Below are 14,080 nucleotides of genomic sequence, written 5' to 3' on the forward strand. Positions count from 1 at the left end.
GACGCCCACCGTGTGCAGGAGGGCACACCCGCGGCGATTCGGCCCGTCCGCCGCTGGAATGTCACGATGCGGGCAGCCTGTCCACGCTGTGGACGTCCTCCTACGCTGGAGGCGACGACCGCTGCCGGCCCACGGCCGGAGAGGAGTGCCAGTGAGCCAGCCCGCACCGGAGCCGGCCCCGACGACCATGCCGACGCACGTGCCGCCGAGCGGCCACCGCCCGGACGCCACCGAGCAGCTGACCCGGATGCTGGGCGAGCGGATCCTGGTCCTCGACGGCGGCATGGGCACCCTCATCCAGGGCTTCGCGCCCGGAGAGGCCGAGTTCCGCGGCGACCGGTTCGCCGACTGGAGCCACGACGTCAAGGGCAACAGCGACCTGCTCAACCTCACCCAGCCCGAGATGGTGCGCTCGATCCACCGCCGGTATCTCGACGCCGGTGCCGACATCGTCGAGACCAACACCTTCACCGCGACCTCGATCGCCCAGGCCGACTACGGCATGGAGGCGCTGGCCTACGAGCTGAACCTGGCCGGCGCCCGGGTCGCCCGGGAGGCGTGCGACGCGGTCGCGACCGCCGAACGCCCCCGCTTCGTCGCCGGCTCCCTCGGACCGACCAACCGCACCGCGTCGATCTCGCCGGACGTCAACGACCCCGGTGCCCGCAACGTCTCCTACGAGCAGCTGGTCGCGGCGTACCTCGAGCAGGCGCGGGGCCTGGTCGACGGCGGGGCCGACCTGCTGCTGATCGAGACGGTCTTCGACACGCTGAACGCACGGGCGGCGATCTTCGCGCTCGAGACGCTCTTCGAACAGCAGGGACGCCGCTGGCCGGTGATGATCTCCGGCACGATCACCGACGCCTCGGGTCGCACGCTGTCCGGCCAGACCACCGAGGCGTTCTGGAACTCGGTGCGCCACGCCCGGCCGCTCACGATCGGGCTGAACTGTGCGCTCGGGGCCGCCGAGCTGCGCCAGTACGTCGCCGAGCTGAGCCGGGTCGCCGACTGCTTCGTCTCCGCCCACCCCAACGCCGGGCTGCCGAACGCGTTCGGCGAGTACGACGAGTCGGCCGCGCAGATGGCGGCCACGGTGGGGGAGTTCGCCACCAGCGGACTGGTCAACGTCGTCGGCGGCTGCTGCGGGACCACGCCCGAGCACATCGCCGCGATCGGCGCGGCGGTCGCCGAGGTGGCGCCGCGGGTGCCGGCCCGCCCGGAGCCCGCACTGCGGCTCTCCGGGCTGGAGCCGTTCAACGTGACCGCCGAGAGCCTGTTCGTCAACGTCGGCGAGCGCACCAACATCACCGGCTCGGCGCGCTTCCGCAAGCTGATCAAGGACGCCGACTACGACGCAGCCCTGTCGGTGGCGGCCCAGCAGGTCGAGAACGGCGCGCAGGTCATCGACGTCAACATGGACGAAGGCATGATCGACGGCGTCGCCGCGATGGACCGCTTCCTCAAGCTGGTCGCGGGCGAGCCCGACATCAGCCGGGTCCCGGTGATGATCGACTCCTCCAAGTGGGAGGTGATCGAGGCCGGCCTGCGGTGCGTCCAGGGCAAGCCGATCGTCAACTCCATCTCGATGAAGGAGGGCGAGGAGAAGTTCGTCGAGCAGGCCCGGCTGTGCCGCAAGTACGGCGCGGCGGCGGTGGTGATGGCCTTCGACGAGGACGGCCAGGCCGACAACCTCGAGCGGCGTACCGCGATCTGCGAGCGGGCCTACCGGATCCTCACCGAGGAGGTCGGCTTCCCGGCCGAGGACATCATCTTCGACCCGAACGTGTTCGCGGTGGCGACCGGCATCGAGGAGCACGCCTCCTACGGCCTGGACTTCATCGAGGCCACCCGCTGGATCAAGCAGAACCTGCCGGGCGCCAAGGTCTCGGGCGGCGTCTCCAACGTGTCGTTCTCGTTCCGGGGCAACAACCCCGTGCGCGAGGCCATCCACGCGGTCTTCCTCTACCACGCGATCGAGGCCGGCCTCGACATGGGCATCGTCAACGCCGGGGCCCTCGTCGTCTACGACGAGGTCGACCCGCTGCTGCGCGAGCGCATCGAGGACGTCGTGCTCAACCGGCGCCCCGACGCCGCCGAGCGGCTGCTCGAGATCGCCGAGGAGCACAACCGTGCCGCCGGCCGCACCGAGGCCGCCACCGAGGAGTGGCGCTCGCTGCCGGTGGGGGAGCGGATCACCCATGCGCTGGTGAAGGGCATCGACGCCTACGCCGAGTCCGACACCGAGGAGCTGCGGGCCCTGATCGAGGCACGGGGCGGCCGGCCGATCGAGGTCATCGAGGGGCCGCTGATGGACGGCATGAACGTCGTCGGCGACCTGTTCGGGGCAGGCAAGATGTTCCTGCCCCAGGTGGTGAAGTCGGCCCGGGTGATGAAGAAGGCCGTGGCCTACCTGATCCCGTTCATCGAGCAGGAGAAGCTCGACAAGCCGGAGTTCGCCACCGCCAAGGACACCAACGGCACGATCGTGATGGCCACCGTGAAGGGCGACGTGCACGACATCGGCAAGAACATCGTCGGCGTGGTGCTGCAGTGCAACAACTTCGAGGTGATCGACCTCGGCGTGATGGTGCCGGCCCAGAAGATCCTCGACACGGCGGTGGAGGTGGGCGCCGACGCGGTCGGTCTCTCCGGCCTGATCACGCCGTCGTTGGACGAGATGGTCAACGTCGCCGCCGAGATGCAGCGGCGAGGACTCGACATCCCGCTGCTGGTGGGCGGTGCGACGACGTCCCGGGCGCACACCGCGGTCAAGGTCGACGGCAAGTACGACGGCCCGGTGGTCTGGGTCAAGGACGCCTCGCGCTCGGTCCCCGTGCTGGCCGCCCTGCTCAGCGACGCCCAGCGGCCCAAGCTGCTGGCCGACCTCACAGCGGACTACGACGCGCTGCGCACCCGCTACGCAGCCAGGCACGACCGGCCGATGGTCTCCCTCGAGCAGGCCCGGGCCAACCGGACCCCGATCGACTGGGCCGGCTACCAGCCGCCCGCGCCGCGACGGCCCGGCGTGCACGTGCTGTCGGGCTACGACCTGGCCGAGCTGCGCGACTACATCGACTGGCAGCCGTTCTTCAACGCCTGGGAGATGAAGGGACGGTTCCCCGACATCTTGAACAACCCGGCGACCGGCGAGACCGCGCGCGCTCTCTACGACGACGCGCAGGCGATGCTCGACCGGATCATCGCGGAGCAGTGGCTCACCGCGAACGCGGTCCTCGGGTTCTTCCCGGCCAACGCCGTCGGCGACGACATCGAGCTCTACACCGACGAGTCGCGCACGCAGGTGCTGCGGACGCTGCACAACCTGCGTCAGCAGGGCGACCACCGGGACGGCGTGCCGAACCGCTCGCTGGGCGACTTCGTGGCGCCCCGCGAGACCGGGCTGCCCGACCACGTGGGCGCCTTCGCGGTGACCGCCGGCCTGGGCGGCCAGGAGCGGATCCTGGCCTTCAAGGAGCAGCACGACGACTACTCGGCGATCCTGCTCGAGTCGCTCGCGGACCGGCTCGCCGAGGCCTTCGCCGAGCGGCTGCACGAGAGAGTGCGCAAGGAGTTCTGGGGCCATGCCCCCGACGAGTCGCTCGACAACGACGCGCTGATCGCGGAGGAGTACGTCGGCATCCGTCCGGCCCCCGGCTACCCGGCCTGCCCCGAGCACACCGAGAAGCGGACGCTGTGGGAGCTGCTCGACGTCGAGGCCAACACCGGGATCGAGCTCACCGACGGCATGGCGATGTGGCCGGGCGCGGCGGTCTCCGGCTGGTACTTCTCCCATCCCCAGTCGCAGTACTTCGTGGTCGGCCGCGTCGGACGCGACCAGGTCGAGGACTACGCCCGCCGCAAGGGCTGGACCCTGGCCGAGGCCGAGCGGTGGCTGTCGTCGAACCTCGCCTACGACCCGGAGGACTGAGCGTGACCTCCGGGCCGGCCGCCGTCCTGTGGGACATGGACGGCACCCTGGTCGACACCGAGCCCTACTGGATCGCCACCGAGTACGAGCTCGCCGAGCGGTTCGGAGGGGTCTGGAGCCACGAGCACGCGATGAACCTGGTCGGCAACGACCTGCTGTCGTCGGGGCGCTACATCCGCGAGCACATGGGCATCGACCTGGCGCCCGAGGTGATCGTGGAGCTGCTGCTCGACGGCGTGGTCGCCCGCGTGGAGCAGGAGGTGCCGTGGCGCCCGGGGGCTGTGGAGCTGCTGACCGGCCTGGGTGCGGCCGGTGTGCCGTGCGCGCTGGTGACGATGTCCTACCAGCGGTTCGTCGACCCGGTGCTCGCCGCGCTGCCCGACGGAGTGTTCGACGTGGTGGTCACCGGCGATGCCGTCGCCAACGGCAAGCCGCACCCGGAGCCCTACCTGACCGCGGCCCGGCTGCTGGGCGTCGACGCCGACCAGTGCCTGGCCATCGAGGACTCCGACACCGGCACCAGGTCGGCCGAGAGCGCCGGCTGCCACGTCCTGGTCGTCCCGCACCACGTGCCGGTGCCGGCGGCGCCCGGACGGGCGTTCGTCGAGACGCTCGCCGGGGTCGATGTCTCTGCGGTCTGGGCGGAGTCCGGCCGCCCGGTCGTCGGCACCACCCGGGGTGACTAGTCGAGTGACTACTCCGAGCCGGCCGAGGTCCTAGTACCACCGGACAATGGCGGGCTGCACGTCGCGACCCTCAAGATTGAGACAACTCGGGGGACATGCCTCCTGAGAACACAGGAAGCAGGTCCACATGTCCGTCCGACGCGGCCCCGCCATCGTGCTCAGCCTGGCGCTGAGTGCAGCGGCCCTCGCGATCGCGCCCACGGCGCAGGCGAGTGATGGCGGGGCTGCGAAGGACGACACCACCACCAAGGAGTGCAAGGAGTCCAGCGTGGTGCGCCTCCGCCTCACCGAGGAGAGCAACGGCCGTCTCACGGCCATCGCCACGGTATGGAGTGACGACTCGGACATGTGGGCGTGGAAGCTCAAGCACGAGGGCGACCTGTCCGACGACGGCGTGGTCAAGGCCAAGGATGCCGACAAGTCCTTCAAGATCGTGCGCTCGATGTTCAACGTGCCCGGCACGGACTCGGCGACCTTCCGAGCCGAGAATCTGAGCACCGGCGAGGTCTGCCGGGCCTCGGCTGTCTACTGAGGCCGCGGGCCGATCCCCGGCCGCCGGCTCCCGATCGCCTATCCTTTCCACCCCGAGGGAAAGGCGACTCACGCGTGCGCGCGCTCCGCAACCCCGTCGTGCAGTTTCTGCTCATCGGCGTCGTCACGCTCATCGCACTCGTGATCACGGCCAACCGGCTAGCGGAGCACGCGGCCGAGCAAGAGGCTTTGGCCGAGGCCCAGGCTACGAACGAGGTGCTGGCCCGTTCGGTCGCCCGCCCGGACATCCCGGCTTCGCTGCTGCAACTCGACGTCGGCGCCGCCGACCAGTTCCTGCGGCTGGTGACACCGCGCCTGCGGCTTAAGGAACCCGAGGTGACCCGCCTTCTGCTCTGGCGCGACGACGGCACGGTCATCTACTCCTTCCCCTACGACCTCGACGTCTACGGGCAGCAGTTCGGCTTCACCGACGTGCAGGAGGAGGTGCTGCGCGGACGCGACCCCGAGTCAAGGACTGCGTTCGAGTACGTCGACCCGGCCCTGGCCCTGAACAGCGACGTGCCCAGCGACGAGGAGTGGGTGCGGATCTACACCCGGACCCGCATCCCCAGCGGGGAGCTGATCTTGTTCGAGGCGGACTACTCCCTCTCCGAGATCGAGCAGCGGCGCGAGGAGATCTACGCATCCTTCAGGTGGATCGTCCTCGGCGGACCCTTCCTGCTGCTGCTCCTCGTCACGCCACTGCTGCACATCCTCACCCGCCGGCTCACCAAGGCGGGTGAGGAGCGCGAGCGACTGCTGCGCTCGGCGATCGACGCCTCCGACGCTGAGCGACGGCGGATCGCGCGCGACCTGCACGACGGCGTGGTGCAGGACCTCGCCGGCACGGCGTACTCCGTCACCGCGCTGGCCCGGTCACCGCAGACCTCGCCCGACGCGCGGACCATGCTCGACTCGGCGAGCGAGTCGCTGCGCGGCTCGCTGAGCGCGCTGCGGTCGCTGCTGGCCGAGATCCACCCGCCCGACCTGCACGCCAACGGCCTCGGGTCGGCGCTCGCCGACCTGATCGCCCCCGCCGAGCGAGAGGGGGTCCAGGCCTCGGTGAGCGTCGCCGGAGTCGAGGCCGCGGACGACGCCGCCGTCGCCCTGGTGTGGCGGGTCGCCCAGGAGGCGGTGCGCAACGCGCTGCGGCACGCCCAGGCGTCGACGCTGGCGGTCACCGTGCGGGTGAACGACGGCACGCTGTGCCTGGAGGTCGTCGACGACGGAGTCGGCTTCGACCCGGCGGAGCCGCCACCGGCCGAGCGCTACGGTCTGCGGGGGATGCGGACCCTGGTCGCCGACGTGGGTGGCCGCCTTGAGGTCGAGTCCGCGCCCGGCGACGGGACCGCGGTACGTGTGGAGGTGGACCTGCAGTGACCGAGGCCGAGCGGGCTCCCGAGACGATCCGGGTCGTCATCGTCGACGACCACGCGGTGATCCGTGCCGGGCTGAGACAGTTGCTCGCGGGCACTCCCGACATCGAGGTCGTCGGGGAGGCCGACAACGGGGCCCGGGCGGTGGAGGTCGTCCGCGAGACCGCCCCGCACGTGGTGCTGATGGACCTGCAGATGCCCGGGGTCGACGGGGTGAGCGCCACCCGGATGATCGTCGAGCAGCGGCTCGGCTCGGATGTGCTCGTGCTGACCTCGTTCTCCGACACCGAGCGCATCGTCGGCGCGCTCGACGCCGGAGCGGTCGGCTACCTGCTGAAGGACGCCGACCCCGACGACGTGCTCTCCGGCATCCGGGCCGTGAGCCGTGGGGAGTCGCCGATCCACCCGCGAGCGGCACGCAGCCTGCTCGGCGCCCGTTCCGGCGGACGCGACGTCCAGCTCACCGCCCGCGAGTCCGAGGTGCTGGCGCTGGTGCGCTCCGGACTCGCCAACAAGCAGATCGCCCGTCGCCTCGACATCAGCGAGCGGACGGTCAAGGCGCACCTGACCTCGGCCTTCGCCAGGATCGGGGTGGCCGACCGCACCCAGGCGGCCCTCTGGGCAGAGCGCCACGGACTCTGACCGGCCGAGGTCTCTTCTCGGTCACGATCGCGTCACACCACGACAACGGTGCGCCGGGTCGTGCGTGGGTCGCGTGTCGAAGGTGGCGGGCGGGGCGCGGCTCGGAGTAGGTTCCGGACACTTGTCTCGGAAACCCCGGGGCCTTGATCACACGAGGTGACCCCAGCGATGAAGAGATCGCGACGATTCAGAAGCTCGGCTGCACTCCTGGCCGCGACCGCCCTCGCCCTCAGCTCCTGCGCGGAGAGCCAGCGAGACGACTCCGACGACGAGTCCGACGGGTCGGGGGGTGGCGGCACGTTCGTGTTCGCAGGCTCCGCCGAGCCGGTCTCGCTCGACCCGTTCTTCGCCTCCGACGGCGAGAGCTTCCGGGTTGCCCGCCAGATCTTCGAGGGCCTGGTGTCCACCGAGGAGGACAGCGCCGACCCGGCCCCCGGCCTCGCCGAGACCTGGGAGGTCGCCGACGACGGCCTCTCCTACACCTTCAACCTCCGCGAGGGCGTCACCTTCCAAGACGACACCCCGTTCGACGCGGAGGCGGTCTGCTACAACTTCGACCGCTGGTACAACATGCCGGAGTCGGCGCAGAACGACGAGTACACCTACTACTACGGCACCCTGTTCCGCGGGTTCGCCACCGGCGACCGCAAGGACGCCGCGGTGTTCGACTCCTGCACCGCCGACGACGAGCTGACCGCGACGATCAAGCTCAAGGCCCCCTTCGCCGGGTTCATCTCCGCGATGTCGATGCCGGCGTTCAGCATGCAGAGCCCGACCGCGCTGGAGAAGTGGCAGGACGACGGCGCCAACAACCCGCGCACGACCGACTACTCGACCGCGCACCCGGTCGGCACCGGCCCGTTCGTGTTCGACTCGTGGGAGCGCGGCGACCGGCTGACCCTCAAGCGCTACGACGACTACTGGGGCGAGAAGGCGATCATCGACACCGCGGTGATCGTGCCGATCGACGACTCCAAGGCCCGCGCCGACGCGCTGCGCAACGGCGAGATCGACGCGTTCGACCTGGTCGGCCCTGCCGACGTCGGTCCGCTCGAGAGCGAGGGGTTCCAGATCCAGAACCGCGAGCCCTTCAACATCCTCTACCTCGGCATGAACCAGAAGCAGGCGCCGCTGGACGACCTCAAGGTGCGTCAGGCCATCGCCCACGCCATCGACAAGGAGGCGGTCATCAGCGCCTCCATGCCGGAGGGGACGCAGCCGGCGCTGGAGTTCATCCCGCCGACCGTCAACGGCTACACCGAGGACGTCGCGACCTACGACTACGACCCCGACCGCGCCCGCGACCTGCTCGAGCAGGCGGGTGCCGAGGGGGCGACCATCGAGTTCAACTACCCGACCGGCGTCAGCCGCCCCTACATGCCGCAGCCGGAGGACACGTTCAACGTCATCCGCAGCCAACTGGCCGAGGTCGGGTTGAAGATCAAGCCGACCGCCGACGTCTGGGACCCCGACTACCTGGAGAAGATCCAGGGCACGTCCGACCACGGCATCCACCTGCTCGGCTGGACCGGTGACTACAACGACACCGACAACTTCCTCGGCGTCTTCTTCGGCGGGGAGTCCTCCGAGTGGGGCTTCGACAACCCGGAGCTCTTCGACGCCCTGCGGGAGGCGCGCGGCCTGCCGACCGTGGAGGAGCAGACCCCGGCGTACGAAGAGATCAACAAGATGGTGATGGACTTCCTCCCGGGGGTGCCGATCGCCAGCCCGGTGCCGTCGCTGGGTCTGAGCCCCGACGTGTCGGGCTATGAGGCGAGCCCGGTGCAGAACGAGGTCTGGAACACGGTCTCGATCGACTGAGGACGCGTGCCGGGCCGGGGCGAGACAGCCCCGGCCCGGCCGTGTGTCCCCGCCTGTCGTCGCGCTGACGACCGGCTCGAAGACCCTCAGAGAAGGATCACTGGCTGATGTTGCGCTTCGCGCTCCGCCGGGTCGGACTGATGGTGCCTGTGCTCCTCGGGCTGAGCCTGCTGCTGTTCATGTGGGTCAGGGCGCTCCCGGGCGACCCGGCCCGGGCCCTCCTCGGCGAACGGGCGACCCCCGAGGGCCTGGCCCGGGTGACCGAGGCCTACGGATTCGACCGGCCCCTGTGGGAGCAGTACGTGACCTACCTCGGGGCGCTGCTCCAAGGCGACTTCGGCAACTCCATCAAGACCGGCCAACCCGTCGTGTCGAGCTTCGCCGACCGGTTCCCGGCCACCGTCGAGCTGGGCCTGTCCGCCCTGCTGTTCGCGGTCCTCCTCGGCGTGCCGCTGGGCTACCTGGCCGCCCGGCACCAGGGCCGCTGGCTGGACACCCTGGCGGTCTCCGGGTCGCTGCTGGGCGTGGTGACGCCGGTGTTCTTCCTGGCGATCCTGCTCAAGCTGGTCTTCGCCGACACCCTCCACTGGCTGCCGACTGTGGGCCGCCAGGACGCCCGGATCGACGCCACCCACATCACGAACTTCTACATCCTCGACGGGGTGCTGACCGGGGAGTACGACGCGGCCTGGGACGCCGCGGTGCACCTGGTGCTGCCGGCCCTCGCGCTGGGCACCATCCCGCTGGCCATCATCGTGCGGATCACCCGGGCCTCGGTCGCCGAGGTGCTGCACGAGGACTACGTGCGCACCGCGGAGGCGAAGGGCCTGGCCGCCCGCACCATCTCCCGACGTCACGTGCTCCGCAACGCGATGCTGCCGGTGGCCACGACGATCGGCCTCCAGGCGGGGCTGCTGTTCTCCGGGGCGGTGCTGACCGAGACGGTCTTCGGCATCAACGGGGTCGGCCAGTACCTCTTCACCGCCATCAGCCAACGCGACTACCCGGTGCTGCAGGGCTACATCCTGTTCATCGCCGTCATCTACTCGCTGATCAACCTGCTGGTCGACTTGAGCTACGGGCTCATCGACCCGAGGGTGAGGACGCCGTGAGCACCCCTTCCAACACTCCTCTGGCGCTGGTCGTCGAGGCCGACGGCGCCCCCGGCGTGAGCCTGTGGCGTGGCGCCGCGCACCGGCTGCTGCGCAGCCCGGTCGCGCTGCTGGGCGCCGCCATCGTCCTGGCGTTCGTGGTGGTGGCCGCGATCGCGCCACTGCTCACGCCGTACGAACCGGGCTCGACCCAGTGGGCCGGCGAGGTGAGCACCAGCTCGGTGCCCGGCCCCAGCGACGACCACCTGCTGGGTCTGGACCGGTTCGGCTCGGACATGTGGACCCAGATGGTCTTCGGCGCCCGGCAGTCGTTGATCTACGGCGTGCTCTCGACCGCCGTCGGGCTCACCGTCGGCGCAGCCCTCGGCGCGCTCGCGGGTGGCTTCGGTGCGCTCGGCGGGCGGGTCGGCCGCTGGATCGACACCGCGGTGATGCGGCTGGTCGACATCATGCTCTCGGTGCCCAGCCTGCTGCTGGCGGTCAGCATCGCGGCCATCCTCGGCCAGAACGCCTACGCGGTGATCATCGCCATCGGCGCCGCCCAGGTGCCGATCTTCGCGCGCCTGCTGCGCGGGTCCATGCTCGGCCAGGGCCGTGCGGAGTACGTCGTCGCCGCGGGCGCCCTGGGCATCCGCAAGCGCCGCATCGTGGTCAGCCACATCCTGCCCAACTCCGTCGGACCCACCATCGTGCAGGCCACCTTGAACCTCGCCACCGCGATCATCGAGGTGGCCGCGCTGTCGTTCCTCGGGCTCGGCACCGCCGACCCGGCGGTCGCCGAGTGGGGACGGATGCTGGTGGCCGCCCAGGACCGCTTCGACGCGGCCCCCCGGCTGGCCCTGCTCCCCGGCACCGCCATCGCGGTCACCGCGCTCGGGTTCACGCTCATCGGCGAGGCCCTGCGCGAAGCCCTCGACCCACGCACCCGGAGGTGAGGGACGTGACCGTCCCCGTCCACGACCGCGCGCCCCTGCCCGGGTCGCCCACCGAGCCGCTGCTGTCGGTGCGCGACCTCAGCGTCACCTTCACCGGCCGCGGCCGCCGCCCGGTGCGGGCGGTCGACCAGGTCTCGTTCGACATCCGACCCGGCGAGCACGTCGGCCTCGTCGGCGAGTCCGGCAGCGGCAAGTCGGTCACCTCGCTGGCGATCATCGGGCTGCTGCCCCGGCGCGGCGTGCAGGTCAGCGGGGCGGTCCGCTACGGCGGGCGCGACCTGACCGACCTGGGCCGCGAACAGCTCGCGCACCTGCGCGGCCGCGAGATCGCGATGGTCTTCCAGGACCCGATGACCTCGCTCAACCCCGTCGTCACCATCGGGGTCCAGCTCACCGAGGTGATCCGCCGCCACACCGACGCCGACAAGCGCGAGGCCTACGACCGGGCCGAGGAGCTGTTGCGCAAGGTCGGCATCCCCGCACCGGGCAGCCGGCTGCGCTCCTACCCCCACGAGCTCTCCGGCGGCATGCGGCAGCGGGTGCTGATCGCGACGGCGCTCGCCTGCGGCCCACGGCTGCTGATCGCCGACGAGCCGACGACGGCGCTCGACGTCACCGTGCAGGCCCAGGTGCTCGAGGTGGTCAAGGAGCTGGTCGCCGACACCGGCGCCGCGCTGCTGATGATCACCCACGACCTCGGCGTGGTCGCGGGGCTGTGCGACCAGGTGAACGTGATGTACGCCGGCCGGATCGTCGAGGCGGCCGACCGGCACGACCTGTTCTCCGCTCCCCGGCACCCCTACACCCGGGGCCTGCTGGACAGCATCCCGCGGCTCGACGCCCCCCGCGGGCAACCGCTGCGGCCGATCCCGGGCTCCCCGACGCAGACCCTGCCCTGGCCGCAGGGGTGCGCCTTCGCGCCGCGGTGCGCCAACCGGGTCGACCGGTGCACCGAGCAACCGCCGGCCCTCGAGCCCGACACCGCCCCCGGAGGGCGGCTGCTGCGGTGCTTCAACCCGGTCGGACCCGGCCCTGCTCCCCAGATGGAGGTCCAGCCGTGAGCACCCCGACCGCCTCGACCGGCCCTGCCGCCGCCGGCGCCCCGGAGCCGGATGCCGTCCCCGAGCCGCTGCTGTCGGTGCGCGGGCTGAAGGTGCACTTCCCGATCACCGGCGGGCTGGTGCTCAACCGCACCGTCGGCCACGTGAAGGCCGTCGACGGCGTCGACCTCGACGTCGCGGCCGGCACCACGCTCGGCGTGGTGGGGGAGTCCGGGTGCGGCAAGTCCAGCCTGGGCCGGGCGATCCTGCGGCTGGCCCCGGTCACCGAGGGCCAGGTGCTCTTCGACGGCACCGACCTGGCCACGCTGTCCGGCGAGCGTCTCCGGCGGGCGCGACAGGATCTCCAGATGGTCTTCCAGGACCCGATGGCCAGCCTCAACCCGAGGCAGAACGTCGAGTCGCTGCTCACCGAGCCGCTCCGGGCGCACGGCCTCGCCTACGACAAGGGCGGCACGGTCCGCGAGCTGCTGGACCGGGTGGGCCTGCCGTCGTCGGCGGCCCACAAGTACCCGCACGAGTTCTCCGGTGGCCAGCGGCAGCGGATCGGGATCGCCCGGGCGATCGCGCTGCGCCCGCGGCTGATCGTCGCCGACGAGCCGGTCTCGGCGCTGGACGTCTCGATCCAGGCCCAGGTGATCAACCTGCTCGAGGAGCTGCAGCAGCAGCTCGGGCTGACCTATGTCGTCATCGCCCACGACCTGGCGGTGGTGCGGCACATGGCCGAGGAGGTGGCGGTGATGTATCTCGGCGGCATCGTGGAGCGGGCCGGCTCCGACCAGGTCTACGCCCAGCCGCGCCACCCCTACACGAAGGCGCTGCTCTCGGCGATCCCGGTGCCGGACCCGGTCGTGGAGGCCACCCGGGAGCGGATCCTGCTCCAGGGCGACCTGCCGTCGCCGGCCGACCCGCCGAGTGGCTGCCGGTTCCACACCCGCTGCCCGTTCCGCCAGCCCACTCGTTGCGACACCGAACGGCCGGAGCTGCGGGTGGTCGAGACCGGCCACCAGGTGGCCTGCCACTGGACCGAGCAGATCGAGGCCGGCACGATCCGGGCGCACGAGGTCACCCCCGACGAGGTGGTGGCCTCCTAGGAGTCCTGAGCTGCGTCGTCGCTGGCCGCCGGCTCAGGCAGCGGCGGTGGTGTGCCGCCGTACGCCGGGCAGATCGCCTGGTGGGCGCACCAGGCGCACAGCGCGCTCGGCCGCGGCTGCCAGTCGCCGCTGCGGGTGGCCTCCTCGATCGCCCGCCAGATCGCCTCGACCTTGCGCTCGGTGGCCAACAGGTCGGCCTCGTCGGGCTGGTAGCGCAGGATCTCGCCGTTGCCGAGATAGACCAGTTGGAGCATCGCCGGCACCACCCCGCGGGTGCGCCACAGGACCAACGCGTAGAAGCGCATCTGGAAAAGGGCAGCGGCCTCGAACCCGACCCCGGGCGAGCGCCCGGTCTTGTAGTCGACGACCCGCAGCGCGCCGTCGGGGGCGACGTCGAGACGGTCGACGATGCCGCGCAGCAGGAGCCGGGAGCCGAGGACGGTCTCGACGTAGAGCTCGCGCTCGGCAGGCTCCAGCCGGCGCGGGTCCTCCAGTGAGAAGTAGCGCTCGAGCACGTCGCGGCACGACGCCATCCAGGCGCCCACCTCGGGGCCCTCGCCACCGAACATCTCGGCCAGCTCGGGCTCGGCTGCGACCAGCTCGTCCCACGCCGGTGCCAGCAACTGCTCGGCGCGCGGGGGCGTGCGCTCGTCAGCGGGCACGTCGAAGAGCTGCTCGAGCACCTTGTGCACCAACGTGCCGCGGGCGGCGTCCGGCGAGGGGGGCTCCGGGAGACGGTCGATCGTGCGGAAGCGGTAGAGCAGCGGGCAGCGCAGGAAGTCGGCGGCGCGGCTGGGGGAGAGCGAGGCCGGCACCTCCACGCCGTCCACCGCGGTGACCGTGGTCGGCTCGGCGCCCGGGGTCGGGTCTGCCTGCTGCGCCGTCATGACCCGAACC

At 71.2% G+C, this 14,080-nt stretch carries 11 protein-coding genes; 10 read left to right on the forward strand and 1 reads right to left on the reverse strand.

Annotated features, from left to right (window positions below; genetic code table 11):
* Positions 1–187 precede the first annotated feature (187 nt).
* The 10 genes from metH to D6B71_RS02190 all read left to right on the forward strand — a co-directional run bounded on the left by metH (position 188) and on the right by D6B71_RS02190 (position 13,183).
* Positions 188–3,928: a methionine synthase gene (metH, locus tag D6B71_RS02145; protein ID WP_121251887.1), complete on the forward strand. Its 3,741-nt coding sequence runs from the start codon at positions 188–190 to the stop codon at positions 3,926–3,928.
* Between the two features lie 2 nt (positions 3,929–3,930).
* Positions 3,931–4,614 (forward strand): HAD family hydrolase, encoded by a 684-nt coding sequence (locus D6B71_RS02150; protein WP_240640970.1) that lies wholly within the window; start codon positions 3,931–3,933, stop codon positions 4,612–4,614.
* Positions 4,615–4,741: 127 nt separating this feature from the next.
* Positions 4,742–5,146 carry a hypothetical protein gene (locus D6B71_RS22560; protein WP_164519498.1) on the forward strand — a complete coding sequence of 135 codons (405 nt, stop codon included), beginning with the start codon at positions 4,742–4,744 and terminating at the stop codon, positions 5,144–5,146.
* 74 nt (positions 5,147–5,220) lie between these two features.
* A complete protein-coding gene (locus D6B71_RS02160; RefSeq protein ID WP_164519499.1) occupies positions 5,221–6,525 on the forward strand; it encodes a sensor histidine kinase in 1,305 nt (434 codons plus the stop codon).
* The gene (locus tag D6B71_RS02165; RefSeq protein WP_121251509.1) at positions 6,522–7,163 is read left to right on the forward strand and encodes a response regulator; all 642 of its coding nucleotides are present in this window, start codon (positions 6,522–6,524) and stop codon (positions 7,161–7,163) included. Before D6B71_RS02160 ends, D6B71_RS02165 begins: the two co-directional genes overlap by 4 nt.
* A 168-nt stretch (positions 7,164–7,331) precedes the next feature.
* Positions 7,332–8,984 (forward strand): ABC transporter substrate-binding protein, encoded by a 1,653-nt coding sequence (locus D6B71_RS02170; protein ID WP_121251511.1) that lies wholly within the window; start codon positions 7,332–7,334, stop codon positions 8,982–8,984.
* A gap of 107 nt (positions 8,985–9,091) precedes the next feature.
* Positions 9,092–10,096, forward strand: coding sequence for an ABC transporter permease (locus D6B71_RS02175; protein ID WP_121251513.1), 1,005 nt, complete (start codon positions 9,092–9,094; stop codon positions 10,094–10,096).
* Positions 10,093–11,031, forward strand: a complete 939-nt coding sequence (locus tag D6B71_RS02180) for an ABC transporter permease (RefSeq protein WP_121251515.1) — start codon at positions 10,093–10,095, stop codon at positions 11,029–11,031. Before D6B71_RS02175 ends, D6B71_RS02180 begins: the two co-directional genes overlap by 4 nt.
* Before the next feature lie 5 nt (positions 11,032–11,036).
* Positions 11,037–12,092, forward strand: coding sequence for an ABC transporter ATP-binding protein (locus tag D6B71_RS02185; RefSeq protein WP_206051504.1), 1,056 nt, complete (start codon positions 11,037–11,039; stop codon positions 12,090–12,092).
* Positions 12,089–13,183, forward strand: coding sequence for an oligopeptide/dipeptide ABC transporter ATP-binding protein (locus D6B71_RS02190; RefSeq protein ID WP_121251519.1), 1,095 nt, complete (start codon positions 12,089–12,091; stop codon positions 13,181–13,183). The genes D6B71_RS02185 and D6B71_RS02190 overlap by 4 nt, the downstream gene beginning before the upstream one ends.
* Here D6B71_RS02190 and D6B71_RS02195 read toward each other — a convergent pair.
* Positions 13,180–14,070: a RecB family exonuclease gene (locus tag D6B71_RS02195; RefSeq protein ID WP_121251521.1), complete on the reverse strand. Its 891-nt coding sequence runs from the start codon at positions 14,068–14,070 to the stop codon at positions 13,180–13,182. The two genes, D6B71_RS02190 and D6B71_RS02195, sit on opposite strands and share 4 nt — an antisense overlap.
* Between the last annotated feature and the right edge of the window lie 10 nt (positions 14,071–14,080).

The sequence above is a fragment of the Nocardioides ferulae genome (assembly GCF_003660455.1).
Lineage (GTDB): Bacteria > Actinomycetota > Actinomycetes > Propionibacteriales > Nocardioidaceae > Nocardioides > Nocardioides ferulae.

Coding starts and splice junctions, on each gene's coding strand:
- D6B71_RS02195 (WP_121251521.1), bottom strand. CDS start 14,070: ATGACGGCGCAGCAGGCAGACCCGACCCCGGGCGCCGAGCCGACCACG.
- D6B71_RS02175 (WP_121251513.1), top strand. CDS start 9,092: ATGTTGCGCTTCGCGCTCCGCCGGGTCGGACTGATGGTGCCTGTGCTC.
- D6B71_RS02170 (WP_121251511.1), top strand. CDS start 7,332: ATGAAGAGATCGCGACGATTCAGAAGCTCGGCTGCACTCCTGGCCGCG.
- D6B71_RS22560 (WP_164519498.1), top strand. CDS start 4,742: ATGTCCGTCCGACGCGGCCCCGCCATCGTGCTCAGCCTGGCGCTGAGT.
- metH (WP_121251887.1), top strand. CDS start 188: ATGCCGACGCACGTGCCGCCGAGCGGCCACCGCCCGGACGCCACCGAG.